This is a genomic window from Streptomyces sp. NPDC048277 (genome assembly GCF_040652235.1).
Classification (GTDB): Bacteria; Actinomycetota; Actinomycetes; order Streptomycetales; family Streptomycetaceae; genus Streptomyces.
The window spans coordinates 36,022-62,722 of the sequence record NZ_JBEZLQ010000025.1 but is presented as its reverse complement, the minus strand read 5'-3'; the positions used below and the strand labels follow the sequence as shown (position 1 = coordinate 62,722).

20 protein-coding genes and 1 pseudogene are annotated in these 26,701 nt (G+C 71.5%); 15 read left to right on the top strand and 6 right to left on the bottom strand.

All coding sequences use genetic code 11. The features are described 5' to 3' along the window. Positions 1-7: 7 nt before the first annotated feature. Positions 8-1,204, top strand: a complete 1,197-nt coding sequence (locus tag AB0D85_RS39500) for an SPFH domain-containing protein (protein ID WP_362331593.1) — start codon at positions 8-10, stop codon at positions 1,202-1,204. Positions 1,205-1,310: 106 nt separating this feature from the next. Here AB0D85_RS39500 and AB0D85_RS39495 read toward each other — a convergent pair. Further along, positions 1,311-1,442, bottom strand: a pseudogene (locus AB0D85_RS39495) (LuxR C-terminal-related transcriptional regulator); the annotation flags it as partial. 486 nt (positions 1,443-1,928) lie between these two features. Between AB0D85_RS39495 and AB0D85_RS39490 the strand changes: the two are divergent. Both AB0D85_RS39490 and AB0D85_RS39485 read left to right on the top strand, forming a co-directional pair. Then, a complete protein-coding gene (locus AB0D85_RS39490) occupies positions 1,929-2,543 on the top strand; it encodes an RNA polymerase sigma factor (protein ID WP_362331590.1) in 615 nt (204 codons plus the stop codon). Then, positions 2,540-3,091 carry a hypothetical protein gene (locus tag AB0D85_RS39485; RefSeq protein ID WP_362331587.1) on the top strand — a complete coding sequence of 184 codons (552 nt, stop codon included), beginning with the start codon at positions 2,540-2,542 and terminating at the stop codon, positions 3,089-3,091. The genes AB0D85_RS39490 and AB0D85_RS39485 overlap by 4 nt, the downstream gene beginning before the upstream one ends. Before the next feature lie 43 nt (positions 3,092-3,134). Here AB0D85_RS39485 and AB0D85_RS39480 read toward each other — a convergent pair whose 3' ends face one another. After that, positions 3,135-4,019 carry a LysR family transcriptional regulator gene (locus tag AB0D85_RS39480; protein WP_362331584.1) on the bottom strand — a complete coding sequence of 295 codons (885 nt, stop codon included), beginning with the start codon at positions 4,017-4,019 and terminating at the stop codon, positions 3,135-3,137. 118 nt (positions 4,020-4,137) lie between these two features. On the opposite strand from AB0D85_RS39480, the gene AB0D85_RS39475 reads away from it, so the two are divergent. From AB0D85_RS39475 to AB0D85_RS39465, 3 genes are all read left to right on the top strand, one after another. Further along, positions 4,138-4,545, top strand: coding sequence for a tautomerase family protein (locus AB0D85_RS39475; protein ID WP_362331581.1), 408 nt, complete (start codon positions 4,138-4,140; stop codon positions 4,543-4,545). A 109-nt stretch (positions 4,546-4,654) separates the two neighbouring features. After that, positions 4,655-7,312 (top strand): SpoIIE family protein phosphatase, encoded by a 2,658-nt coding sequence (locus tag AB0D85_RS39470; RefSeq protein ID WP_362331578.1) that lies wholly within the window; start codon positions 4,655-4,657, stop codon positions 7,310-7,312. 164 nt (positions 7,313-7,476) lie between these two features. After that, positions 7,477-8,403, top strand: a complete 927-nt coding sequence (locus tag AB0D85_RS39465; protein ID WP_362331575.1) for a slipin family protein — start codon at positions 7,477-7,479, stop codon at positions 8,401-8,403. Here AB0D85_RS39465 and AB0D85_RS39460 read toward each other — a convergent pair. Next, the gene (locus AB0D85_RS39460; protein ID WP_362331572.1) at positions 8,348-9,538 is read right to left on the bottom strand and encodes an MFS transporter; all 1,191 of its coding nucleotides are present in this window, start codon (positions 9,536-9,538) and stop codon (positions 8,348-8,350) included. The two genes, AB0D85_RS39465 and AB0D85_RS39460, sit on opposite strands and share 56 nt — an antisense overlap. A 68-nt stretch (positions 9,539-9,606) precedes the next feature. On the opposite strand from AB0D85_RS39460, the gene AB0D85_RS39455 reads away from it, so the two are divergent. Further along, the gene (locus tag AB0D85_RS39455; protein ID WP_362331569.1) at positions 9,607-10,593 is read left to right on the top strand and encodes a helix-turn-helix domain-containing protein; all 987 of its coding nucleotides are present in this window, start codon (positions 9,607-9,609) and stop codon (positions 10,591-10,593) included. 10 nt (positions 10,594-10,603) lie between these two features. Further along, positions 10,604-11,110, top strand: coding sequence for a glutathione peroxidase (locus tag AB0D85_RS39450; RefSeq protein WP_362331566.1), 507 nt, complete (start codon positions 10,604-10,606; stop codon positions 11,108-11,110). 201 nt (positions 11,111-11,311) lie between these two features. Here the strand turns inward: AB0D85_RS39450 and AB0D85_RS39445 are convergent, their stop codons facing one another. The 3 genes from AB0D85_RS39445 to AB0D85_RS39435 all read right to left on the bottom strand — a co-directional run bounded on the left by AB0D85_RS39445 (position 11,312) and on the right by AB0D85_RS39435 (position 13,636). After that, positions 11,312-11,503 carry a DUF397 domain-containing protein gene (locus AB0D85_RS39445; protein ID WP_293995171.1) on the bottom strand — a complete coding sequence of 64 codons (192 nt, stop codon included), beginning with the start codon at positions 11,501-11,503 and terminating at the stop codon, positions 11,312-11,314. Positions 11,504-11,716: 213 nt separating this feature from the next. Further along, positions 11,717-12,574 carry a helix-turn-helix transcriptional regulator gene (locus tag AB0D85_RS39440; RefSeq protein WP_093501737.1) on the bottom strand — a complete coding sequence of 286 codons (858 nt, stop codon included), beginning with the start codon at positions 12,572-12,574 and terminating at the stop codon, positions 11,717-11,719. A 297-nt stretch (positions 12,575-12,871) separates the two neighbouring features. Beyond that, on the bottom strand, positions 12,872-13,636 hold the full coding sequence (locus tag AB0D85_RS39435) for a GPP34 family phosphoprotein (RefSeq protein WP_362331561.1): 765 nt from the start codon (positions 13,634-13,636) through the stop codon (positions 12,872-12,874). A gap of 177 nt (positions 13,637-13,813) precedes the next feature. Between AB0D85_RS39435 and AB0D85_RS39430 the strand changes: the two genes are divergently transcribed. The 7 genes from AB0D85_RS39430 (at position 13,814) to AB0D85_RS39400 (ending at position 26,700) form a co-directional block, all read left to right on the top strand. Next, on the top strand, positions 13,814-16,444 hold the full coding sequence (locus AB0D85_RS39430) for a D-alanyl-D-alanine carboxypeptidase (RefSeq protein WP_362331558.1): 2,631 nt from the start codon (positions 13,814-13,816) through the stop codon (positions 16,442-16,444). 197 nt (positions 16,445-16,641) lie between these two features. Further along, positions 16,642-18,513, top strand: a complete 1,872-nt coding sequence (locus tag AB0D85_RS39425) for an MFS transporter (RefSeq protein ID WP_362331554.1) — start codon at positions 16,642-16,644, stop codon at positions 18,511-18,513. 211 nt (positions 18,514-18,724) lie between these two features. Further along, positions 18,725-20,059 carry an NDP-sugar synthase gene (locus AB0D85_RS39420; RefSeq protein WP_362331551.1) on the top strand — a complete coding sequence of 445 codons (1,335 nt, stop codon included), beginning with the start codon at positions 18,725-18,727 and terminating at the stop codon, positions 20,057-20,059. A 351-nt stretch (positions 20,060-20,410) separates the two neighbouring features. After that, the gene (locus AB0D85_RS39415) at positions 20,411-21,121 is read left to right on the top strand and encodes an SDR family oxidoreductase (protein WP_362331548.1); all 711 of its coding nucleotides are present in this window, start codon (positions 20,411-20,413) and stop codon (positions 21,119-21,121) included. After that, positions 21,118-23,325: a glycogen debranching protein GlgX gene (gene glgX, locus AB0D85_RS39410; protein WP_362331545.1), complete on the top strand. Its 2,208-nt coding sequence runs from the start codon at positions 21,118-21,120 to the stop codon at positions 23,323-23,325. The genes AB0D85_RS39415 and glgX overlap by 4 nt, the downstream gene beginning before the upstream one ends. Continuing rightward, positions 23,322-25,481, top strand: coding sequence for an AGE family epimerase/isomerase (locus AB0D85_RS39405; protein WP_362331543.1), 2,160 nt, complete (start codon positions 23,322-23,324; stop codon positions 25,479-25,481). Before glgX ends, AB0D85_RS39405 begins: the two co-directional genes overlap by 4 nt. Next, positions 25,474-26,700 carry a transposase gene (locus tag AB0D85_RS39400; RefSeq protein WP_362331540.1) on the top strand — a complete coding sequence of 409 codons (1,227 nt, stop codon included), beginning with the start codon at positions 25,474-25,476 and terminating at the stop codon, positions 26,698-26,700. The genes AB0D85_RS39405 and AB0D85_RS39400 overlap by 8 nt, the downstream gene beginning before the upstream one ends. The last annotated feature ends 1 nt before the right edge of the window (position 26,701 follow it).

The window sequence follows — 26,701 nt, the reverse complement described above, 5'->3', positions numbered from 1 at the left end:
AACAGGAATGTTCGGATACCGCGTACCCGCTCCCGACGAGGCGATGTTGATCTCGGGGGGCAGGCGGGGACTGGGGGGCGCGCCGTTCCGAGTGGTCACGGGGCACGGGAAGTTCGTGCTGCCGGTCTTCCGGAAGGTCCGGTTCCTCACTCTGTCCATGTGCGAGTCCGAGGTCACCGAGACCTGTGTGACCCGGCAGGGCATCGCATTGCACGTCCGCGCGGTCATCGCCTTCAAGGTCGGCAACGACCACGAGAGCATCATCAACGCGGGCCAGCGTTTTCTCTCCGACCAGGAGCAGATGTCGGTGCTCACCGGCCGGATCTTCGCCGGGCATCTGCGGGCCATCATCGGCTCGATGACCGTCGAGGAGATCGTCACCGAGCGGCAGAAGCTCGCCGCGGAGGTGCTGGACACCTCGAAGACGGAGATGGCGAAGATCGGCCTGATCGTCGACTCGCTGCAGATCCAGTCGATCGACGACGGCGACACCGGTTACATCGACGCGATGTCCGCGCCGCACAAGGCCGCCATCCAGCGGCAGGCGCAGATCGCGCAGGCGCAGGCCACCCAGGCCTCGGCCGAGGCGGAGCAGGCGGCGGCCCGTAAGCAGGCCGAGTACGCCCGGCAGACCGCGATCGTCAAGGCCGAGTACTCGGCCGAGGTGGACCGCGCCCAGGCGCAGGCCGGACAGGCCGGACCGCTGGCGCAGGCGCACGCCCAGCAGGAGGTGCTCGCCGCCCAGACCGAGCTGGCCCAGCGCCAGGCCAGGCTGCGGCAGGAGCAGCTGGTCGCCGAGGTCGTGCGGCCCGCGGAGGCGGAGGCCGAGCGGGTCAGGATCCTCGCGGCGGCCGAGGCGCAGCGGATGAAGATCCAGGCGGAGGCGGCGGCGTCGTACGACCGCGTCGCGCTCGACCGGATGCTGATCGACCAGCTCCCGCAGATCGTCAAGGAGGCCGCGGGCGGGCTCGCGGGCGCCAACGTCAACGTCCTCAACGGCGCGGACGGCCTCGGCGAGATCGCCGCGGGCCTGGTGTCCCAGGGCCTGACGATCCTCGACTCGGTCCGCCAGAACCTCGGCGGCGGCCAGGACTCCGACGGGCAGCGGCCCGACGGCGGCCGGTCCGGGTCCGGGGAGAGCGGGGGCAAGGGGCTGCTGCAGCTGCCCACCAAGTCGGGGGACGGCCCGGTGGACATCGACTAGGCGCTCCGCTGGAAGTGCCGCGATGCGCCGTGGTTCGGCTGCGGCGCCGTCGTGGCTGGTCGCGCCCACGCGGCGGTAGCCGCACATGAATACAACCCCGCGCCCCTTACGGGGCACTCCCCGGTGTAATCAGTCCCGTCTCGTACGCCACGACGACCGCCTGGGCGCGGTCGCGCAGGCGGAGCTTGGCGAGGATCCGGGCCACGTGGGTTTTCACGGTGGCCTCGCTCAGGCGGAAGTGGGCGGCGGGCCTCGGTACGAATCGTCGGTGAGGCGTTCTCCTGGTCATCTGGAGGAGGAGAGTCGCCCACGCACCCACTCAGGAACAGCACAGGGAGGATTCAGGCGCGTGTCGTGGTGCACCAGGCTGTCGAAGAGCCGGATTCGGGAGAACGGGGAAACGTACGAGGCCCGTCCGACATGCGGACGGGCCTCGTCTGTGGAGCGCCGGGCAGGCCTTGCACCTGCATTTCCCCGCAGGAAGCGGGGCGTCTTTCCTTGGACCACCAACGCAGCACCGGGCGACCGGAGTCGGTCGGCCAGCTCTAGATCGATTATAGACCACGGGGACGGGGCGCTCCGCCGCCGGACGAGGTGATGGTGCCGAACCCCCGGAGCGGTAACGCTCATTCGCTCATCGACAAGTAAGGGACGAAGGCCGGCGCACCCCGGGCAGAGCCGGTCTTCGTCCGCCGGGCGGGACCTCCGCACGGCCGGTGAAGCGATGAGTGAAGAGGGTGGTCGCGTGCACGCAGCCAGGGATCCTGCCGCGTTCGAGGAGTTCTACCGGCGCCATGTCGAGGGCGTGACACGGTTCGTGGCGCGGCGGATCGCCGACCCGCACCTGGTCGCCGACCTCACGGCCGAGGTCTTCCTGGCCATGCTCGACTCCGCGGACTCCTACCGCCCCGGCCGCGGCAGCGAGACGGCCTGGCTGTACGGCATCGCGCGCAACGTCGTGTCGGTCGAGTGGCGGCGGGCCGCCCGCGAGTCACAGGCCACCCGGCGTATCGCGGGACGCCGGCTCCTGGAGCCGGACGACGTCGTACGGCTGGAGGAACGCATCGACGCCGAGGCGGCCGCACGGCACCACCGTGCGGCGCTGGCCGGACTCCCGGAGGGTGAGCGGGCGGTCGTCGAACTCGTCGTCGTCGACCAGCTGACCGTCGCGGAGGCCGCCGCGGCGCTCGGCATACGCCCGGTCACGGCACGGGTCCGGATGCACCGCGCCCGCAAGGCGCTCCGCGCCGCCGCCAAGCACGCACCGCACACCGAGCAGCCGGGCGGACCGTCCGGCTCCGACACCCATCCACTTTCCTACGTGAGGGGAAACGCATGAACGCGACGTTCGAGGACCGGCTGCTGGACGAACTCAAGGGGGAGGTGGTGCTGCGGGCGGCCGAGACCGGGCCCGTGGCCGTCGTCCCGCGCCGTGTGGTGACCCCGCGCCGGGTGGGCCTGGCGCTGGCCGCCTGCGGGGCCGCGGCGGCGGTCGCCGTCGCCCTGCCGGGTTCGGGGACGACGACCGCGTACGCGGTCGGCACGAACCAGGACGGCACCGTCACCTTCACTCTCCAGGACGTCGCCCTCAGCGGGCCCCAGCAGCAGGACCTGGTGCGGAAGCTGACGGACGCGGGCGTGCACACCCAGGTGAACAAGGTGCCCTCGGGGAAGCGGTGTCACGACTCCGGGGTCGTGCAGCCGGCTGCCCAGATCCTCAGGATCGACCCCGGCCCCGGTGCGCCGGCGGACAACCAGAAGCCGCTGCCGTGGCACCGGACCCTGCACAAGGGCGACACGGTGCGGATCGACAACTACGCCCAGGGGGTCGCCTACACCTTCTTCCAGGGCAAGATCGGCCCTTGCCAGCTGGAGCCGAACGACTGACCTGCGCCTGAGCGCCTGACCCGCCCCTGAGGCCCGCCCGGTGTCACACACCGGGCGGGCCGGGCAGTGTCAGCAACGCCCGCAGCGGCGCCGAGGCATGCGGTCCCGCGCGCCAGATGAGGGCCTTGGCGTAGGGGATGCGCGGCGCGAGGGGGACCGCCGTGACGCGGGGGTCCCCGGCGATGGCGGGGTCCGCGCCGCCCGCCAGCGCGATGCCCACGCCCTCGGCGACGAGTTCGATCTGCAGGGCCACGTGGTTGGTGGCGTAGGCCGGCTGGAAGGACACGCCCGCCGTGTCGAACGCGGCGCGCAGATGAGGGCGCAGGCCGCTGTCGGGGCCGTAGGTGATCAGGGGGACGCCGGCGAGTTCGGCCAGGGTCAGTTCCAGCCGCCCGGCCTGCGGGCGGCCGGCGGCCACGACCGCGACGATCTCGTCCCGGATCAGGACCCGGTGCCCGAAGCCCGCGTCGAGGCCGCCGGGCGGTACGGCGACGAACGCCGCGTCCAGGGAGCCCTGCCGCACCTGGGGGACCAGGCTGGCGCTGGTGCCGTCGACGAGGTGGACGCTCACGCCGGGGTACTGCCGGTGGAACGCGCCGAGCCGGGCCGGCAGGCTGCTGTGCTCCACGCCGTCGGCGGCGCCCAGCGCGAGGTTGCCGGTGAGCAGCCCGGAGCGGGCGGCGAACTCGGCCTTGGCGGCGGCGACCCCGGCCGTGACCGCGCGGGCGTGCGGCAGCAGCGCCGCGCCGGCCGCGGAGAGCCGGACCGTACGGGAGTCCCGCTCGAACAGCGCCTCGCCGAGCTCCCGCTCCAGCGCGCGGATCTGCTGGCTGATCGCCGGCTGGGCGACATGGCAGCGGGCCGCGGCCCGGGTGAACGACCTCTCCTCGGCCACCGCGAGGAAGTACTGCAGGGTGCGGACCTCCATGACCACACTCTATTCCGATTCCTTATGGGTGCGGGAAGACCCAGGTCTTTGCCCTATCGGCCGCTCCGGCGCACGCTGGAAGCACAGCCGAACCCACCGCACAGCCAAGGAGTCCGCCATGCCTCTGGTCCGTATCGACCTGCTCAAGGGCCGCGACGACGCCCAGGTCCGGGCCGTCGCCGACGCCGTCCACACCGCCCTCGTCGACGTGCTCGGCATCCCCGAACGGGACCGCTTCCAGATCGTCACCGAGCACGAGGCGGGGCGGGTCTTCGCGCTCGACGCGGGGCTGGGCTTCGACCGCGGTGACGGTCTCGTCATGATCCAGATCTTCACGCAGGCCGGCCGCCCGACCGAGGTGAAGCAGAAGCTGTACGCCGCGATCGCCGCGTCCCTGGCGACGGTGGGCGTCGCCGGGGAGGACGTGTTCATCGGGTACGCCGAGAACACCGCCGCGGACTGGTCCTTCGGCTTCGGCCGCGCCCAGTACGTCGAGGGCGACCTGGGCGTCCCCGGCGCGGCCTAGGGGGTGTCCGCTCCCCAGAGGGGGTTCAGCCGACCCGGTCCGGGAGAAGCCGCCATAATCGGGAAGAATCAGGGCGAGACGGGTAGTCGGCGAGAGGGAGTCGCTGGACATGGCGGCGCTCAAGGGAAACGGTCTCCACGCACGGCCCGCGTCCTCCGACGCGGCCGGGGCCGCCACGCTGCTGCTCGGCGCGGACGGCGTCGTCACGCACTGGTCCCGGGGCGCCGAGGAACTGTTCGGCCGCCCGGCCGCGGACGCCCTCGGGCAGCATGTCACCGCCCTGCTCACCCCCCAGGACGCGGCCCGCGTGCCCGGCCTCGCCCGGCGGTGCCACAGGGACGGCGGCTGGTCCGGCCGCCTCTCGGCACGACACCGGGACGGACGGGTCATCGCCATCGAGGCCCAGGTCGTGCCGTGGCAGGGGTGGCAGGGGCAGGGGCGGCAAGGGCAAGGGCCGCGGGGGCAGGAGCAGCAGAGGCAAGGGCCGCAGGGGCAAGAGCAGCAGGCGCAGGAGCCGCAGGGGCAAGGGCCGCAGGGACAGGAGCGGCAGAGGCAAGGGCCGCCGGGACAGGAGCGGCAAAGGCCGGGGGCGCGGGTGACGGACTGGCTTGTGCTGGCCGTCGGTGTGGAGGCGGCCGCGGGGCGGCCTGCGATGGACCGGGCCGTCCTCGAGTTGATGGTCACCCAGTCGCCCGTCGGGATGGCCGTGCTCGACACCGAGTTGCGGTTCGTCTGGGCCAACGCGGCGCTGGAGCAGTTCGGCGGCGGCACCGTCGAGCAGCGGCGCGGCCGGCGGATCGGGGAGATCCAGCCGCACATGAACGCGGAGCCGATCGAGGCGCTGATGCGCCGGGTGCTGGCGACCGGGGTGCCGGTGCTCAACCACGAGAGCGTCGGCCGGGCGCTGTCGGACCCGGGCCGGGACCGCGCCTTCTCCTGGAACTTCATCCGCCTCGACGACGACGGCGGGCGCCCCGTCGGGGTCTACTACTCCGTCGTCGACATCACCGACCGCCACCGGTCCCGGAAGCGGCTGTCCCTGCTGGACCGGGCCGGTGAGCGCATCGGCCGCAGCCTGGACGTCATGCGGACCGCGCAGGACCTGGCGGACGCGGCGGTACCCGACCTCGCCGAGTTCGTCGCCGTCGACCTGCTGGACTCGGTGATCAGGGGCGCCGAGCCGACCCCCGGGCCGATCCGCGACACGGCCCCGCTGCGCCGCGGCGGACACCAGTCCATCCACGCGGGCGTCCCGGAGGCCGTGGTCGGCATCGGGGGCGTGGCCGACTACCACGACGGGTCCCCTCCGATGCACGTCCTGACCAGCGGCACCTCCTGGCGGGCGGCACGGCTGGACTCGCACGCCAGGGAATGGGCCACCCAGACCCCCGCCGGCCCGGCGGCCGGATTCGGCGAACTGGGGCTGTACACGTCGATGGTGGTGCCGATCCGCGCCCGGGGCATCACGCTCGGCATCGCCACGTTCTTCCGGCTGCACGACGAACCGTTCGAGGAGGACGACCTCCGGCTCGCGGAGGACTTCGTCGCCCGGGCCGCCGTCTGCATCGACAACGCCCGCCGCTACACCCGGGAGCGGGACGCGGCGCTGGTGCTGCAGCGCAGCCTGCTGCTGCGGAGCATCCCCGAGCAGGACGCCGTGGAGGTGGCCTCCCGGTACCGGCCCGCCGACGAGCTGACCGGCGTGGGCGGCGACTGGTTCGACGTGATCCCGCTGTCCGGGGCGCGTGTCGCGCTGGTGGTGGGGGAGGTGGTGGGCTACGGCATCGACGCCGCCGCGCTCATGGGACAGCAGCGCACCGCCGTACGGACCCTCGCCGATCTGGACCTGCGTCCCGAGGAAGTACTGGCCCACCTCGACGACCTGGTCACGCAGGCCGCGCACGAGGAGGACACGGGGGCGCCGGTGCCGGGCGCCACGGCCACCGGGAGCAGTTGCCTCTACCTCGTCTACGACCCGGTCAGCCGGCGCTGCTCCATGGCGAGCGCGGGCCACTCCCCGCCCGCGTACCTCGCCCCGGACGGCACGGTGAGCTTCCCCGAACTGCCGGTCGGGCCGCCGCTGGGCCTCGGCGGGCTGCCGTTCGAGTCCGTGGAGAGCGTGCTGGCGGAGGGCAGTGTGCTCGCCCTGTACACCGACGGTCTGGTCCCGGACGCGGCCCCGGAGACGGCCAGGGAGCGGCTGTGCCGGGCGCTGGAGGCGCGGGGCCTGCCGCTCGACGCCCTGTGCCGGGCCGTCGTCGACCGGCTGGCGCCCGTACGGCCCCGTGACGACGTGGCGCTGCTCCTCGCCAGGACCCGCACCCTGGACGCGGACCGGGTGGCCTCCTGGGACCTGCCGGCCGATCCGGCCGTCGTCGCCCGCGCCCGGGAGTCGGCCGAACGGCAGCTGGCCGGCTGGGGGCTCGAGGACCTCGCGTTCACCACGGCGCTCGTCGTCAGCGAACTCGTCACCAACGCCGTCCGGCACGCCTCCGGGCCGATCCGGCTGCGCCTGATCCGCGCGCGCACCCTGATCTGCGAGGTGTCCGACGGCAGCAGCACCGCGCCCTACCTGCGTCACGCGCGGGCGATCGACGAGGGCGGCCGGGGCCTGTTCCTGGTCTCGCAGTTCGCCCACCGCTGGGGCACCCGCTACACCACCGACGGCAAGGTCATCTGGGCGGAACAGCTCATCGCCCCGGACACACCGTCCCCGGACGCCGTACCGGACCCGCCACCCCACCGCGAGTCCCCGGCCGGGGTGTGAGGCGGGCCCCGAAGAGCTACAGATCCTTACGCAGATCCTTACGCAGTTCTTTACGCAGTCCTGACGTCGGTGCCCGCATCCCTGTGGGCCCGGCCAGTGTCCTCATTCTTGTCATCCTTGTCCGGGTGGTGTCCGGATCTGGTCGGAGAATGGAGTGAGTGCCGATGGACGGCGCCGTTGTAGGGGTCGTACTGGTCGTCGCGCTGGTCCTGCTCGTGCTGCGCAGCGGGATGCGGGTGGTCAACCAGGTGGAGCGCGGGGTCGTGTTCCGGTGGGGCAAGGCGCTGCCGTCGTACCGGCACCCGGGGATCACCTTCCTCATCCCCTTCGCCGACCGGATGCGCAAGGTGAACGTGCAGGTGATCACCATGCCCGTGCCCACGCAGGAGGGCATCACCAAGGACAACGTGTCGGTGAAGGTCGACGCCGTCGTCTACTTCCGGGTGGCCGACCCGGTGCGGGCCGCCATCGAGGTGCAGGACTACATGTTCGCCGTCGGGCAGGTCGCCCAGTCCTCCCTGCGGTCCATCATCGGCAAGAGCGACCTCGACGACCTGCTCACCGACCGCGAGCGGCTGCACGAGGGGCTCGCGCTGATGATCGACAGCCCGGCCGCCGAGTGGGGCATCCACATCGACCGGGTCGAGATCAAGGACGTACAGCTCCCGGAGTCGCTGAAGCGGTCCATGTCCCGGCAGGCGGAGGCCGAGCGGGAGCGGCGGGCCCGGGTCATCACCGCGGACGGTGAGTTCCAGGCCGCGCAGCAGCTCGCCAACGCCTCCCGGATCATGTCCGAGACCCCCGAGGCGATGCAGCTGCGCCTGCTGCAGACCGTCGTCGAGGTCGCCGCCGAGAAGAACTCCACGCTGGTGATGCCCTTCCCGGTGGAGCTGCTGCGTTACTTCGAGCGGGCGACCAAGCGGCTCGACCAGGAGGTCGAGAAGAACGACCGGGAGCTGGACGGGCAGGCCGCGCTCAAGGCCGGGATCGAGCAGATCGCCGCCGTCGCCGACACGTTCGGGCCCGCCACGGAGCTCACCGCTCCGCGGGAACCGGCAGCGGAGCCGTCCGCTCCCGCCGAGCAGCAGTAGCCAGCGTCAGCGTCACCGCGAGTGACGCGCACGCCATGAGCGTCATCGCGCGGGCGGGCGAGGTGAGTTGGGCCACCGAACCCGCCAGCGCGGCGCCGACGCCCTGCGCGGCGACCATGCCGGTGGCGTGCAGCCCGAGGGCCTGGCCCGCGAGGTCGTCGGGAGTCAGGGACATCAGGCGTTCCTGGAGGACGAGGCTCGCGGCGAAGCCGGCGGAGGCGAGGGTGACGGCCACGGCCGACAGCACCACTCCCGGGCGCAGGAAGAAGAACAGGTAGGGCACCGCCAGCAGCACCCGCAGCGGGGTCGCGAGGCGGGGTCGTACCGCGGGCGGCACCAGGCGGCCCACCGCCATGTCGCCCACGAACATGCCCAGCGCCCCGCACGCGTACAGCGTGCCGGCGGCCGAGGGGGCGTAGGAGACGTAGAGCGAATCGCCGCCGACCACCAGGCCGTTGGGGACCCACAGGCCCAGGTAGGTCAGGCGGCGGGGGCGCGCGGACCACAGAACGGCGTTGGTGCGCCAGGTCGCCGAGACGGACGGGCGGCCGGCGGAGCGCGGCGGGCGGGCCGTGAGGCCCAGGCGGGTGACGAGCGCCGATAGCGCGTACAGCGCCGCCGCCAGGAGCAGGCAGGTCCGTGGGGACAGGAGCGTCAGCAGGACGCCGCCCGTGGCGAACCCGGCCATCTGGATCAGGCCCCAGAGCATGTTGTACACCGAACGGCCCAGGACGTAGCCGTCCTTCGTCAGGATCTCGTTCAGCAGCCCGCCGCGCACTCCCCCGCCCAGCGACGCGACCAGGCCCTGCACGAGCAGGACGACGAAGACCGCCCGGACAGGCAGGGCGGGCAGGGCCAGCACCGCCGTGCCCGCCGCGTAGACGAGGCTGATGCCGGACAGCGTCGCGCGCGGGGGCAGCCGGTCGGCGCCGGAGAGCAGGAAGGCGGCGCCCAGCAGCTGCGCGAGCTGGGGGCCGAACATGCTCAGCGCGGACAGCAGCGGGGAGCCGGTGGCCCGGAAGACCAGGGTGGCGAGGGCCAGGCCGCCGATCGTCATGGCCGCGGCGGAGGCGGCGAAGGAGAGCAGGAACGGAGTGAACTCGGGGGTGCGGAACAGGGTCCGGTAGCTGCGCATGCGGGCGAGTCTCGGGGCGGTCGGGGGGCCGTGTTTAGTGTTTCGCCGGCCTGCGAAAGGTCGTAAGCATGGGCCTGTGGCAGATCGACACCGACACCCTCGCCCGCAGCCGGTTCGTGCTCTCGCCGTTCGCCGAGACGTTCGCGAGCCTGAAGCTGCTGCACACGGGGACCGGCGGCCATCCGGGCGAGGAGGCCTGGCTGCGCACGCACCTGCCCGGCTACCGCGCGCGTCTCGCGGCCGACCCGGTGGCCGCGCCGCTCGTGTCGGCGGCGCTCGGCGCGGGCTGGATCGCCGACTTCTTCTGCCCCACCTCGTGCGCCGGGGAGAGCTTCGAGGCGACCGTGGCCCGGGTCCGGGCGGCCGGGGCCGGGCAGGCACGGGCCGACCTCCGGGTGTCCCTGCGGGGCCCGCTCCCGGCCGTCCTGGAGCGGGACGACCTGCCCGTGCGGGCGGCCGCGCTCCTGACGTACGTCTGGGAGGAGACCGTACGGCCGTACTGGGAGCGCCGGCGGCGGGTCCTGGAGGCCGACGTGGTCGCGCGGACCGCGCGGGTGGGCCAGGGCGGCTGGGCGGCGGTGCTGGACTCGTTGCGGCCGGGGACCAGATGGCTCGGGGAGAGCCGGTTCCAGATCAATCCGCACGCGTATCCGGTGCGGGAGATCGCCGCCGGGGCCGAGCTGCTGTTCATGCCGGTGACCCCGCGGACCGGGTGGGCGTCGTGGGAGGGACGGGAGCGGTACGCCGTCGTCTACCCGTGTCTCGGGGTGCTCGCGGAGGAGCACGGCCGGCGGCCGGTCCCGGCCGGGCTCGGGGCGCTCCTCGGGGGCGCGCGGGCCCGGCTGCTGGTGCTGCTGGGGACGCCCATGAGCACGACCCAGCTGGTCGCGGTGACCGGGCAGGGGCTTGGCTCGGTCGGCCGGCATCTGAAGGTGCTGCTCGGCGCCGGGCTGGTGGAGCGGCGGCGGGCCGGGCGCTCGGTGCTGTACTCGCGGACGGCGGCCGGTGACGTGATCGTCGAGGCCGGGAGCCGGTCCGACACCTGGCGGAGTTAGCATCCGTTTCATGACGACTACTGAGAACAACGGGTCCGTGCTCGACGTCGAGATCGGTGCGCTGCAGGGCGGTTCCGCCGACCTGGGCAGCTATGCAGGCAAGGCTGTGCTCATTGTCAACGTGGCCTCCAAGTGCGGTCTGACCCCGCAGTACAACGGCCTGGAGAAGCTCCAGGAGCGGTACGCGGCGCAGGGCTTCACCGTGCTCGGGGTGCCCTGCAACCAGTTCATGGGCCAGGAGCCCGGCAGCGCCGAGGAGATCGCCGAGTTCTGCTCGGCGACGTACGGCGTGACCTTCCCGCTGACCGAGAAGGTCGAGGTGAACGGCGAGGGCCGGCACGCGCTCTACGAGCGTCTCGTCTCCTTCGCCGACGGCGAGGGCCACACCGGGGACATCCGTTGGAACTTCGAGAAGTTCCTGATCGGCCGGGACGGGCAGGTCGCCGCCCGCTTCTCGCCGCAGACCGAGCCGGAGTCGGCGGAGGTCGTGGCGGCGGTGGAGCAGGCCATCGGCTGAGCGGGAGCGCCACGGCGACGGCGGTCACGGGAGCGCGCTCCCGTGACCGCCGTCGCGTTTTCGGGCACAAGCCGAGCCCCCTCGGCAAGGACGGCGGGCCAGTCGAGAGGGCTCTGTGGGTCATGCTTGTGCTGTTGTCCGTGCTGTTGTCTGTGCAGTTGTCGTGGTCGGAAGAGTGAGCGGTGGGTCAGCGAATGCCCCCTACGCCTTGACCGAGGCCACGAAGGTGTTCCACGCGCCGGCCGGGAACGCGAGGACCGGGCCCTCCTCGACCTTGGAGTCGCGAACGGCGAGTCCAGCGGTCGTCGGCGACTTGACCTCGACGCACGCCCCGTTCCCTGCGGAATAGGAGGACTTCGTCCACGTCTCCGTGGCGCCCTGAAGCAGTGCCATGTCCACTCCTGTAGCGAGTTGCTGTGGTGCTTGCTGTGGTGCGATTCGCGCCAACCTTCTGACCGGTTGGCGTGATCGACGCTACTAGCCAACTCCCCCGCCTGGAGCACTCGTTCACTCGACCGGATGGCATATTCCAGAGGAGACTTCCATGGGAGCGTTACGCCGGTGTACGATCCGGCGCCCTCCGGCCTGGAGGGCGCGCAAGAGGGCTCAGCGGGCGTATTCCTTGGCCGCGTCGGCGATGAACTGCCGGGACTGCTCGACGTTCAGCGACTGGGCCCGCAGGTGCTCGTACATCACGGCGTACTTCTGCACGTCGTGGGCCTTCTCCAGGTACAGGTCGCTGGTGACGCCCTCCAGGTAGACGACGCTGGAGTCGGCCGCGTCGGCGAACTCCAGGATCGCGTACTGGCCGTTGAGGCCCGGATGGGCACCGCACTCGAAGGGCAGCACCTGGACGGTGATGTGCGGCTGCTGGGACATCTCGATGAGGTACTCCAGCTGTTCGCGCATCACGAGCCTGCTGCCGACGAGCCGGCGCAGCGCGGCCTCGTCGAGCACCACCCAGAGGCGAAGGGGGTTGTGTTCCGCGGTGATACGTTCCTGTCGGCGCATCCGCACCTGGACCCGCTTCTCGATGTCGGCGGCGGAGGTCTCCGGCAACGCGCCCTGCACCAGGGCCTCGGCGTAGGCCCGGGTCTGCAACAGCCCGGTGACCAGCTGGGGTTCGTACACCCTCAGCGACTCGGCGTCCGTCTCCAGGCCGATGTAGACGCTGTACGGGATGTCGCCGAACGCATGCCACCACCCTTGCTGCCGCGAATCCCTGGCCATCTCCATCAGGGACTCGACGACCCGCTGGTCCTCGACCTCGTACACCCCGCACAGGTCGCGGACGTCGCGCTGACTGATGCTCCGGCGCCCGTTCTCCAGCCGGCTGATCTTCGACTGGGAGACGAGCAACCGCTCCGCCACCTCCTCCGCCGTCATGCCCTTGAGCTCGCGGAGCCTGCGCAGCTCCTGGCCCAGCCGGCGTCGCCTGACGGTGGGATTGACATTGGACGCCACGGGACGTGCACCTCCGGCTGTCTGCCTGCAACTACCACTTTGTGTATCTGCTGTTGAGCAGACTGCCACCAAGGTGCTTCCTACCGCTGGGAAACAGTGGATATGCGGCGCGTACGCGTCAGTTCGGGCACGTTCCGGATGCGGCCGGGCGCAGGCGGACGCAGGCGGGCGAAGACAGCCGAGCGGGGCGGCGAGGCGCGTACTGCGTACGCCTCACCGCCCCGCTCGGACCAGCGGCTCCCGAACCGGGTCTCACTGGTGCCGTGTTGCCGCCCGTCGCTGCCGTGGCACTGCGGCTCAGTGCACCACGGCGCGGGCCATCGCACCTCGGCGCGGCTGCATCGGAACACCACGGGCGGGTTCCGGTACACCGGGCCTGGCACCTGGTCCTGCCGGCCGGCCTGCCGGGGCCGGGGCAGGGTTACGGCGTGGCTGTGCGGCCGCGCCGTTCTGCACGTCCATGACGGCGTGGGCGACGAGCCCGCCCATCGGGTCGTGCCGGATCAAGTCCCGCAGCCTGGAACGAGAGGAGCGTCCCTCGTTGCCCGGATACAGGTGCTTGCCGAGACCGACCGCGTGGGCCAGGGCGGCGAGCGCGGCGGTCCGCGGGTCCGGCGGTACGCCGGTGCGGATCGCCGAATCCAGCCGGCCACGGATCTCCCGGGTGACGGCGTTGTCCGTCGCCTGGTAGCGAGTGGTCGGCAGCACCCCGCACATCTGCCCCGCTACGGCGGCGACCATGCCGCACCGTTCGAGATGCGCGAGATAGATCTGGCGAAGGCCCAGACGCGGCCCGCCGATCCAGTGAACAGCCCGCACGGGAGCGCCACGCCTTCGCAGCAACTCCAACGCGCAGTCCAAAGTCGGATCTCCAGTCGGCCGTGGCTGCACCACGGCGATACGATCCCCGTCTGGGGCTATCCGTCCGGCCAGCGCCAGCTCCACTAGCTGTGCTCCGGCCAGACCGAGGTCGAGCGACTGCGGCTGTGCAGTGGTACCCGTGGCCGGGTCCAGTGCCAGCAGCAGAAGCTCCTCCGGAAGTGTTCTGCGGCTCCTGCCCATCCATGCCTCCCCGCGTGGATGAATGACAGGGTGACCCCTCTCACATTGGTCTGTCGAGGGTGCGTGACCGGTTTGTAAGGGAACCGGAAGGTATGTCGTTCTCGTCTACCACAGGGGCTAAGCCCGCACACAGGACACTGGTACATGGTTCGGACAGCGCGCGGAAACGTGCGAAGCGTGGAGGAGGCATCGGTGGCGGGCGAGTCCCCCGACAGGTCGAAGCAGCGCGAGTCGTCGGCAGAACCGACGTCGGGGAGCGCGGGTCCGGTTCCCGAAGCGCGCGACCCGCGAGTGGCGGGCGGCGGCGTCGACACCGCGACCCGGGTCTTCTCGGTACGGGACCTGAAGACGAACTCCGCCGAGCCGTCGGCCGAGGAGAACGACACGGAGCTCCGCGAGGCGGTGGCGACGTGGGTACGACCGGGGAAGCAGACGGAGACCGCGGAGGCCGCGGACAGCGCCGAAGACTCCGCCGACGCGGCCGAGAAGGCGACGACGACCACCGAGGAGCCCACCGACGCGGCGACGGAGCCCGAGGAGCCCGCTGAGGGGCCCGAGGACGCCACGGAGGCGCAGGAGACGGCACAGCCCGCCCAGAAGCCCGCCACGACGCCTGAGGCAACGACAGAGACCACCGAGAAGGACACCGGGGCAGAGCCCGAGGACGCGTCCCCCGAGGACGAGTTGAAGGCGGACGCCGAACCGGAGGACGCGGCACCCGGGACCGCGCCGAAGGCCGACACCGAACCCGAGGACGCGACGCCCAAGGCCGAACCGAAGGCGGACGCCGAACCCGAGGACGCCAAGCCGGAGGACGCACCGAAGGCTCACACCGAGCCCGAGGACGCGTCCCCCGAGGACAAGCCCAAGGCCGACGCCGAACCTGAAGACGCGTCCCCCGAGGACGAGTTGAAGGCGGACGCCGACCCGGAGGACGCGGCACCCAAGGCCGAACCGAAGGCCGACACCAAACCCGAGGACGCCAAGCCGGAGGACGCACCGAAGGCCGACGCCGAGCCCGAGGACGCGACGCCCCAGGGCAAGTCGAAGGCCGTCGTCGAGGACTCCGCCCCCGACGACGAGCCCGCGGCCGCCGACGGCGAGGACGCCCCGCAGGGGCCACCCGCATCTGACAACGATGGCCGCACGGGTGGTGCGGGTGGGAACACGAAGACCGCAACCGACGACGAGCCCGCACCCGCCGACGGCGAAGGCATCCCGCAGGGCCCGCAGGGGCCCGCGGTCGATCAGCCGACCGCCATGCTCAAGGCCCCCCGCGCACCGCAGGTCGACCAGCCCACCACCATGCTCAAGCTGGGCGGCACCAAGCCCGCGCCCGAGCCGAAGCCCGAGTCCGCCCCCGAGCGCACCAGCAAGTTCGTCGCGCTCAAGTCGGACATACAGCCGGGCGCGAAGCCGGAGGCCAAGCCCGAGGCGGCCTCCAGCCCCTCCAGCCCCTCCACCACCCGCACCACCGCCTTCCCCCAGGTCGGTCCCGAGCGCACCACCCAGCAGCCGCTTCCCCCGAAGCCCCCGCTGGACCTGCTCGCCGAGCTGACGAACACGCCCCCGCCGCCGGAGACCCCGGTCAGGACCGCGCTCCGCCGGGTCAAGATCTGGACGCCCCTGGTCATCGTCCTCCTGATCGTCTTTGCGGTCGTACAGACTCTCCGTCCGCTCCCCCAGCCCACCCTCGACCTCACCGCGAAGGACACGTACACCTTCGACGGCAGCAAGACCGACATCCCCTGGCCCGCCGACGGCCAGGCCGCGCTCGACGTCCAGGGCGTCGGTTCGTTCGGCTCCTCCGGCACCCAGAAGGCCGTGCCGATCGCCAGCGTCGCCAAGGTGATGACCGCGTACATCATCCTGCGCGACCACCCCCTGAAGAGCGGCGCCGCCGGTCCGAAGATCAAGATCGACCAGGCCGCCCAGGACCAGGCGAACGCCGGCCAGGAGTCCACCGTCGACGTGACGGCCGGCGACTCGGTCACCCAGCGCGAGGCCCTGGAGAGCATCCTGATCGCCTCGGCCAACAACGTGGCCCGTCTGCTGGCCCGTTGGGACGCGGGCAGCGAGAAGGCGTTCGTGGCGAAGATGAACGCCACCGCCAAGAAGCTCGGGATGACGAACACGACGTACACCGACCCGTCGGGCCTCACGAACTCCACGGTGTCCACCGCCGTGGACCAGGTGAAGCTGGCCAAGGCGGCGATGGCGAGCGAGCCCGCCTTCCGCGAGGTCGCCGCGATGATGTCGTACGACGACTACAAGGGCGTCAACCACTCCAACTGGAACCAGCTCGTCGGTCACAACGACGTCGTCGGCATCAAGACCGGCACCACCACCTCCGCCCTCGGCAACCTGGTCTTCGCCGCGAAGAAGGACGTGAACGGCGAGACCCGCACGATCATCGGCGCGGTGATCCGGCAGCCCGCAGGCGGCACCGACAACACCATCCTCAGCGCCGCCCTCACCGGCGGCGACAAGCTGATCCGGGCCGCCCAGAGCGCGCTGAAGTCGGCGACCATCTACAAGAAGGGTGACGTCGTCGGCTACGTCGACGACGGTCTCGGCGGCCGTACCCCGGTCGTGGCGACCGAGGACGTCACCGCGGTCGGCTGGTCGGGGCTGAAGGTGAAGCTGTCGTTCGCCGCCGACAAGGTGCCGCACACCGCGAAGGCGGGCACCAAGGTCGGCACCCTCACCGTGGGTGACGGCTCCGGCTCCGCCGTCCAGATTCCGGTCGCCCTGCAGAAGGATCTGACCGAGCCCGGGTTCTCCGGCAAGCTGACCCGCCTCGGCTGACCCATAACGCGCATACCGTCACCGCACCCCGCCGATGGAGGCCCACCCCAGGGTCCCGCGGCGGGGTGCGTGCTAGCGTCACGAATCGGGGCAGGTCGCCGGTCGTAGGGACACGGCCGCGAACTGGACGGGAAGCGGCCGCCAACACCGTGGAACGCGGCCGGGAACAGAAGACGGGACACGGGGAGTGCCTTCAGGTGGCCACAACGGATGCGACACGCGCCGACGACGCCGATCCGGGCCCGGTAGCCGGCCCTCGAATAGCCCTGCCCGGGACCGGTCCGGAGAAGAGCACGGACGGTCCGCACGACACGCACCGTGACGGCACGGTCGCCCGGCTCCTGGAGGCCGCCGAGCCCCTGCGCCGGCGTCTGCTCCAGCACCCCGTGCTGTCGGTCACGGTCCTCGCCGGCGTCCTCCACATCATCTGGTTCTTCACGTTCGCGAACAGCGGCGGCGACCTCGCGGCGCAGGACGCCTGGGCCGAGTTCGTCGGCCGGCACCCCGACTCCGCGTACAACCTCGCCTGGTACGGCGGCATGCACCCGGTGTCGTACAGCGTGGTGTCGCCGTACCTGATGTCGCTGCTCGGCGTCCGTACGACGATGATGATCGCCGGCACGGCGTCGGCCGGCCTGCTGACCCTGCTGCTCATCCGCAGCCGCGCGGTGAAGAACCCGCTGTGGGCCGCGTTCGCCGGGGTCTTCGCGCTGCTGTGCAACGCCATCTCCGGGCGGGTCACCTTCGGGCTGGGCACGATGTTCGCGCTGGCCTCGGTCGGGGCGGTGTTCTGCTGGCCCCACCCCTGGCGCTTCAAACGCTGGGCGAAGGCCCTCGTCGCGGCCCCGCTCGCCGCCCTCGCCACCATGTCGTCCCCGGTGGCCGGTCTCTTCGTCGGGCTGGTCGCGGTCGCGCTGTTCCTGCAGAAGCGGCGGCCGGGCGCCTGGGCGCTCGGCCTGGCACCCGCCGCCGTGGTCGCCGTCTCCGCCTGGCTGTTCCCGTTCTCCGGCACCCAGCCGATGGGCATCGGCTCGGTGATCCTGCCCCTGCTGTACGGACTGCTCTGTCTGTTCCTCGTCCCCAGGGAGTGGAAGACGGTCCGGCTGACGGCGGCCGTCTACAGCCTCGGCGTGGTGCTGGTGTGGCTGGTCAGCTCGCAGATCGGCTCGAACATCTCACGGCTGCCGATGCTGTTCGCGGGCGCGACCCTGATCGCCGCCCTCCCGTACACGGTCCCGCGCTCGCGCAAGTACTACGTCACGGTCCTCGCCTTCCTCGGCTTCGTCGGCTGGATCGGCTTCAAGTCGGTCGACGACATCGTCCATACGACCCCGGCCGCGTCCTGGGCCCGCGAGCTCGCCCCGCTCGTGCACCAGCTCCAGCAGGTCGGTGCCGAGAAGGGCCGTGTCGAGGTGGTCCCGGCCCGCTCGCACCGGGAGGCGTCCGCGCTCGCGCCGTACGTCAACCTGGCCCGCGGCTGGAACCGCCAGGCCGACATGGAGCGCAACCCGCTCTTCTACGACGACACCCTCAACTCCGCGAACTACCACGAGTGGCTGCAGCGCTGGGCCGTGCACTTCGTGGTGCTGCCGAAGGACAACCCGGACGGGGACGGCGGCGGCGACCGGGAGCGGGCCCTGCTGCAGCGCGGGATGCCGTATCTGAAGCAGATCTGGGGCGACGCCAACTGGCAGCTGTTCAAGGTGACCGACCCGGTGCCGCTCGCCGAGCCGAACGCGGTGGTGGACAGCGCCGAGCAGGGCGAGCTGACCCTGGAGGTCCGCAAGGCCGGGCGGATCCTGATCCGGATCCCGTACTCGCCGTGGCTGAGCATCGTCGACGCGGAGGGCAAGAGCCTGAAGGCGCCCCAGGAGACCCGGGCCTCCAAGCACCGGGCCGACGGCGAGCCGAAGACGTACGTCAACGTCAACGGCTGCCTGAGGGAGACGCCGGAGGACGCGAAGGGCGACAAGTGGACGATGCTCCTCGCCCCGAAGGCGGGGACGTACCGGCTGGCGGCGCCCTACCAGCTGCCGCGGGGCACTCCCTGCCCCGACGAGCTCAAGTGACCGCGGGCCTGGCCAGGGTCACACCATGACATGACTGGCTTGACAGTCTGATTGACTCTCACAGTCACCCACATATTCGCAGTTCAACGCGGCAATCAAGGGCCCCTTAGGGTCCCCGCACGCCCATTTTCTTTACTTTTTACTTGACTCTCGATGACGTGCTCAGTTGACTGAATGGCGTTGATTCGTCAGCCGAGGAGGCAGCACAGTCATGGGGGACGAGACGTTAGGGATCATCCTGGCGGGAGGCCGGGGCGAACGCGCCAAACCGCTCACCCTCGCCTCCTCGGACTACATCCGCAGCAAGGCGCTCATCCCGTTCGTCGGCCGTCCCGTCATCGAGTGGCTCGTCGAGGCCTGCCGCGACCAGGGCATCCGCCGCTTCTACGTGATCGCCCAGGGCGCCGAGAACCACAGCCAGATCAGACTCGTGCTCGGCCGCGGCGAGCGTTTCGGCGTCGAGATCCACTACTCCCGGGCCCGGCTCGACCGCTACAACGTGGGCTCGGGCGCCGCCACCCTGCACAACCTCGAACAGTGGGACCTGACCGGCCGCGCCCTGGTGCTGCCGGTCGACTCCGTCTTCGAGTTCTCGCTCCCCGCGCTGACCGACGCGCACGACGCCGCCGACGCCGTGGTGACCGTCGCCTCGGTCGCCCGCACCGCCGGGGAGATCGCCGGCAAGTACGGCGTGATGCAGACGTCCGCGGACGGAACCGTCTCGGGCTTCCTGGAGAAACCCGACCTCGACCGTATCCACCGGCTCTTCCCCGGGACGTCGTCGCCGTCCGCCCGCTTCACCCTGCCGACCAACGCGGGCATGTACCTGGTCGACTGCGGGCGGCTGCGGCTTGCGGCCCGCACCCCCGAGATGATCCGGCTCGCCCAGCAGCGCCTCGACTGGGGCGGCGATCTGCTGCCCTGGCTGGTCCGGCGGGGGCTGCCGGTCACGACCGCGCCGATCGGCCGGCTCGGCGACCTCGGCAGCATCCCCGACTACCTGACCACCCTCGGCGAGGTGCTGCGCGGCCGCTACCCCTGGATGAGCCGGGCCATGGGCGCACCGGTGAGCACCGACCCGCCGTACTGGATCCACGAGTCGAGCCTGCGGACCAAGGACAGCGCGACCGGCACCACCCTCGCCCAGAAGATCTCCGAGGGCAGCGTGGTGCTCGGACCCGCCGTGCGCATCGGGCGGAACGCCGAGATAGGCCCCGGTGTGAAGCTGCGGTACACGGACATCGGCGACGACGTCGACATCGACGAAGGCGCCAGGCTCAGCCGGACGGCGATCGGCGACGGTGCCGTCGTCGGGCCGTACGCCCGCGTCACGGACTCGTACGTGGGGCCCATGGCTCAGGTGCACTCCGAGCGCGACAGCCCCGTCCGGCTCAGCCACTCGGCGATCGGCGAGGCCGCCGACCTGCGCCCCGGCACCCGGCTCTGCGGGGTGAGCGTCTATCCGCGGCTACGGGTCCCCGCCGTCACCGGTCTGCCCACCGGCACCCATCTGACCAGCTCCGACGACATCCTGCGCTGGATCTGACCGCCCCCACGACACCCACCCGCTCCATCGCACCAGTTCCTTCCCACCCCCGGCATCCACCCGATCCATGCCACCCTCCGGCCACCCACTCCGCTTCTCCCGCACTCCGCCACCCACCCGCTCCTTCCCGCACCCCGGCACCCCGGCACCCCGGCACCCCGGCACCCCGGCACCCCGGCACCCACCCGATCCTTGCCCACCCCCGGCACCCACCCGCTTCTCCCGCACTCCGGCGCCCACCCGTTCCTCCAGCACTCCGGCACCCACCCGCTCCTCCCAGTACCCCGGCACCCACCCGCTCCTTCCCGCACCCCATTCGTCCGGCTCGTCTACAGCCCTGGGGAGTTTCCGATGGACAGCCCGATCGCAGTCATAGGAGGCACCGGCCGGGTCGGCCGGCTCGTCACCCGGCAGTTGCTGGCCCGCGGCGAGACCGTCCGGGTCATCGGCCGCAGCACCCAGCGCGCCCGGCGGCACATGCCCGCGCAGGCGCAGTACTTCACGGCCGACGTACGCGACCCCGCCACCCTCCGCACCCCCCTGCACGGCTGCGCCGCCGTCGTCTACACGGTGGAGCCGGGCACCGACGCCGCCGGCCCGGACCGCCCGGAGACGACCCTGCACGGCGGCGTCCGCCATGTCCTCGACGTCCTGCGCGCCGCCTCCGCCGACCAGCACTTCGTGCTCGTCAGCCAGCGTCATGTCACCCGCCGCGACCACCCCATGAACGCCTACGGCAGGATGCTGGACTGGCGGCTGGCCGGAGAGAACGCGGTCCGTTCCTCGGGCCTGCCCTACACGGTGATCCGGCCGGGCTGGCTGACCGACGAGCCCGGACACGGCGTGCTGCACCTGGAACAGGGGGACGTGGGCGACGGACACGTGGCCCGCGCCCATGTCGCCGAGGCCTGCGTCCGGGCGCTGCACGCGCCCGCGGCCCGCGGTGTGACGTTCGAGATGCGCAGCGAGGCCGGGCCGGCCTCCGGTCCCGTGCCCTGGGACGAACTCCTCACCGGGCTCCGCGCCGACGCCCCGGCCAGGACCGGGGCGGTGTTCGCATGACCGCGCCGACCGATTCCCACGACCGCCCGACCGCCCCCACGACGGATGTCATGAGCGAGTACCTGACGCTGCCCGCCGACCAGGACACCGACACCTTCGACGCCCACCCGGTCGGCGTCACCCCGGGCCACCCGCAGCCGCTGGGCAGCACCGTCGACGCCGACGGGGTCAACTTCTCGGTCTTCTCCGAGCACGCCACCCGGGTCGACCTGCTGCTGTTCGAGCACTGCGACAGCCCGCGGCCCTATCGGACCATCCGGCTGCACCCCGAGCGGCACCGCAGCTTCCACTTCTGGCACTGCCATGTGCGCGGGCTCGGCGCCGGCCAGGTCTACGCCTACCGCATCGACGGGCCGCGCGACACCAGCGCCCGGGGCGGCCGCTTCGACCAGCGCAAGGTGCTGCTCGACCCGTACGCCCGCGCCAACGTCAACAGCCGCTGGGAGCGGACCCGGGCGATCGGCCCCGGGGACAACACCGAGTACTCCATGCGGAGTCTGGTGGTCGACCTGGACGACTACGACTGGGAGGGCGACACCCCGCTGCGCACCCCCATGGCCGACACCGTCGTCTACGAGATGCACGTGCGCGGGTTCACCGCGTCACCGACCTCCGGGGCCGCCCACCCGGGAACCTTCTCGGCCGTCATCGAGAAGATCCCGCACCTGAAGGAACTCGGCGTCACCGCGGTGGAGTTGCTGCCGGTCTTCGACTTCGACGAGACACAGGTCCTGCGCACCGGCCCGGCCGGCTCCCCGCTGCGCAACTACTGGGGCTACGACCCGTACGGGTTCTTCGCCCCGCACACCGGCTACTGCTCCAGCCCCCATCTCGCCACCCACATCACCGAGTTCCGCGACATGGTGAAGGCGTTCCACCGGGCGGGCATCGAGGTCATCCTCGACGTGGTCTTCAACCACACCAGCGAGGGCAACGAGTTCGGGCCGACGATCAGTTTCCGGGGCGCGGCGAACGAGGCCTACTACCACCTGTGGCCGCAGGACCGCTCCCACTACATGGACTTCACCGGGTGCGGCAACGCGGTCAACGCCAACCACCCGATCGTCACCAAGTTCATCCTGGAATGCCTTGAGTACTGGGTGTCCGAACACCACGTCGACGGCTTCCGCTTCGACCTCGCCTCGGAGCTCTCCCGCGGCCCGATGGGCTACGAGATGGCGGTGCCGCCCGCGCTGTGGGCGATCGAGCTGTCCCAGACCCTGGCCGAGACGAAGATCATCGCGGAGCCCTGGGACGGTGGCGGGCTCTACCAGGTCGGCCGGTTCCCCGGAAAGCGCTGGGCGCAGTGGAACGGCCCCTTCCGGGACGACGTACGGCGGTTCGTGCGCGGGGACGCGGGGATCGCCGGCGAGGTCGCCTCGCGGCTCGGCGGCTCGGCCGACCTGTTCGCCCCGCAGGCCGAACTGCCCACCAACAGCATCAACTTCGTCACCTGCCACGACGGCTTCACCCTCAACGACCTGGTCAGCTACAACACCAAGCACAACCACGCCAACGGTGAGGCGGGCGCCGACGGGGCGAGCGAGAACTTCAGCTGGAACTGCGGCACCGAGGGCCCCGGGGACGACCCCGAGGTCGAACGGCTGCGGGTGCGGCAGGTCAAGAACCTGCTGTCGCTCCTCATGCTCAGCCGGGGCGTCCCGATGCTGCTGGCCGGGGACGAGTTCCGCAACAGCCAGGCCGGCAACAACAACGGCTACTGCCAGGACGGCCCGCTGTCCTGGCTCGACTGGGACCAGGCCGAGAAGGAGAAGGAGACCCTCGCGTTCACCCGCCGGGTCATCGGGCTGCGCAAGCGCTACCGCGCCTTCCGTGAGCCGCAGTTCTTCTCCGAGCGGCTGAACCCCCGGCTCATGCCGGACATCACCTGGCACGGCACCCGGTTGCACCAGCCGGGCTGGGAGAACCCCGACGCCCATGTGCTGGCCTGCACGTACGGGGGTTTCGACGGCGACCCCGACCTCCATCTGATCCTCAACATGTACTACCTGGGCCTCGACTTCGAGCTGCCCGTCATCCCCGGCCACCGCTGGCACCGCGTCCTGGACACGGCCCGGCCGGAACCGCACGAGATCCTCCCGTCCGGGGAGGAGGAGCCGGTCGACGGTCCCACCTATCACGCCCAGGGCCGCAGCGTCGTACTGCTGGCGGCCCTGCCCGACGAGAAGGGCATCCGACGATGAGCGCACCCGACCGACGACGTATCACCTCCGACACCCTCGCGGGATACGTCACCCACTACAGCCCCACCCGGCGCATGTTCGGACTGCGCACCCCCGACGAGCGTGAGTTCACGGTCCACCTGACCCACAACGCCGTCTCCCGCATCGTCCGCAACCTCGGCGACTCCTACCGTGACACCACCGCCGACACCGTCGACATGCTGGCCGAGGGCCGGTTCCTGTTCGCGTACGGAATCCTCTACGAGTGGGAGGGCGGCTCCCGCTTCGACGCCAAGGAGATCACGTTCCCGGAGGAGAGCCGCGGCCAGTACGTCTTCGAGCACCCGAACTGGTGGGTGCAGCAGGCCGCCGCCATCGCCGACTTCTATCTGCGCGGCCAGTTCCCCGACGGGACGTACGACTGGCGCAACTTCCGCACCCATCTCACCCTGAGCGGCACCCACCTGCCCGACTTCAAGGGCCAGGACGTGCGCCAGGAGACCGACACCATCTCCCGGCTGGTGTACGGGCTGGCCACGGCCTACCTGCTGACCGGCGAGGACCGCTTCCTGGAGGCGGCGCAGTCCGGCACCGAGTACCTGCGCGAGCACATGCGGGTGGACGACCAGGCGGACGGGATCACCTACTGGTACCACGGCATCGACATCACGCCGAACGGCCACCGCCCGGTCTTCGCCTCGGAGTTCGGCGACGACTACGACGCGATCCCGATGTACGAGCAGATCTACGCGCTCGCCGGTCCCACCCAGACCTTCCGGATCACCGGCGACCCGCGGATCCTGCACGACATCGACCGCACGGTGGCGCTGTTCCAGAAGTACTTCCGCGACCCGGTCGACGGCGGGTTCTTCTCGCACCTGGACCCGATCGCGCTCGACCCGAACGCCGACTCGCTGGGCCGCAACCGGGCCCGCAAGAACTGGAACTCCGTCGGCGACCACGCCCCGGCCTATCTGATCAACGCCTATCTGGCGACCGGCCGGCCGGACTTCGCCGCCCTCCTGGAGGAGACCGCGGACACGATCGTCGAGCGGTTCCCGGACGAGCCGAACAGCCCCTTCGTGCAGGAGCGGTTCCACGCCGACTGGAGCCCGGACCGCACCTGGGGCTGGCAGCAGGACCGGGCGGTCGTCGGCCACAACCTCAAGATCACCTGGAATCTGACCCGCATCAAGGCCCTGCACGACAAGCCCGAGTACCTGGCCACGGCGGAGCGCATCGCCGAGCTGATGCCCGCGGTGGGCAGCGACGGCCTGCGCAGCGGCTGGTACGACGTGGTGGAGCGCCGGCCCGACCCGGACAGCGGCATCCACCGCATGGTCTGGCACGACCGCAAGGCCTGGTGGCAGCAGGAACAGGCGATCCTCGCCTACCTCATCCTGGCCGGCACCACGGACGACCCCCAGCACCTGCGGCTGGCCCGGGAGGCGGCGTCGTTCTACAACGCGTTCTTCCTCGACTACGGGGACGGCGGCGTCTACTTCAACGTCCTGGCCAACGGCATCCCGTACCTGCTGGGCACCGAGCGCCTCAAGGGCAGCCACGCGATGGCGGGTTACCACGCGCTGGAGCTGTGCTACCTGTCGGCCACCTACACCGGTCTGCTGCTCGGCAACGACCCGGTGACCCTGCACTTCCGGCCCCGCCCCGACGATCTCCCGGACCGGCTGCTGCGGGTGGCGCCGGACCTGCTGCCCGCCGGCTCGGCCGAGCTGACCCGGGTGTGGGTGGACGGCGAGCCGTACGAGCACTTCGACGCCAAGGACCTGACCGTACGGCTGCCCGAGGGCACGGAGCCGGTGCGGGTGCGGGTCGAACTGGAGCCCGCCCAGATGCGGCTGCGGATGCGCAGCGAGTTCGACGGCGGCACCGCCCACATCAGCTGCCGCGGGGTGATCGACACCGCCGAACTGGGCAAGTTCCGCAGGATCCTGGCCGAGGTCATGGCGGCCACCCCGCGCCGGGTGGAGTTCCATCTGTGCGAGACCAGCGAGATGTGCCGCTCCGCCATCAACGAGCTGCTGTTCCAGCGCACCAAGGCGGGGCTCGACGTCGACTTCGTGATCGTGGGCTGTGCCCTGGCGGAGGTCGCCGACGCACTGCTCGCGACGGACGCCTTCCTGCTGGAGGGCGGTGACGACTGCAACCATGACTGATCTCGCGACCATCGCCCTCCCGTTACCGTCCGTGCGTGCCCCCGGCGCGCCACCCGGCACCTGCGACCTGCCCGCCTACTGCGGCGAGCTGTTCGGCCAGTTCACCCGGGCCGACCAGCGGCGCTGGGGCGAGGTGTACCTGCGCGGCCTGCTGGACGTGCCCGGGCGCAAGACGCCCGCCCGGATCACCGAGCAGGTGCTCGGACGGCGGGCGGTGCAGCAGATCCAGCAGTTCGTGAACCAGAGCCCGTGGGCGTCCGCGCAGGTGCGCGGCCGGCTGGCCGGGCAGATGGTCCGGGCCTTCCGGGCCGAGGCCTGGTCGGTCGACGAGGTCGTCTTCGCCAAGAACGGCGACCGCTCGGTCGGCGTGGCCCGCCAGTACGCGGCGTCCCAGGAACGCACCGTCAACTGCCAGCTGGCGCTGGCGACTTCACTGGTGGGACAGGCCGGCGGGGTCCCGGTGAACTGGCGGCTGACGCTGCCGGCCCGCTGGGACCGCGACGAGGGCCTGCGCGGCCAGGCCCATCTGCCGGAGCAGGAGCGCTGCCGGCCCCGCTGGAGCTATGTGCTGGAGGCGCTCGACGAGATGCTCGACGAGTGGTCCCTGGAACCGCTGCCGGTGCTCGCCGACTGGCGTGGCGACGGGGACCCGGACCCGCTGCTGCGCGGCCTGGAGGCACGCGGTCTCGGCTATGTCGTGCAGGCCTCACCGCACACCCCGGTGCTGCTCCCGCGGAGCGGGGCCGCCGCCCGGGGAGCCCGTGGCACCCTGGCGGAACTCGCCGCGCACGCCGTCCGGCACACCGAGCGGACGTCGGTGGCCTGGCACGATCCGGTGACCGAGCGCATGTGGCACTCGGAGTTCCTGGCCGTACCCGTGCTGCTGCGGGCGGAACGTTCGCCCGAGGGCTGCACGGCCGCGGCGCCGCGGGCCCGGATGCTGCTGGCGGACTGGCCCTACGGCCGGCCGCAGCCGCGCGCCTACTCGCTGACGAACCTGCCGGTGCGCCGGCTCGCGGAGATCGTTCCGCTGGTCCGGCTGCGGAGGTTCGCCGGGGAGGCGCTGGGCCGGATGCACGAGCGGTTCGGTCTCGGCGACTTCGAGGGCCGCTCCTTCCGGGGCTGGCACCACCATGTGACGCTGGCCTCGGCGGCGCTCGGTTTCGACATGGTGCGCCAGCAGGCGGACGAGAGAGCCCTGAGCGTGCCGCGTGGCTGAA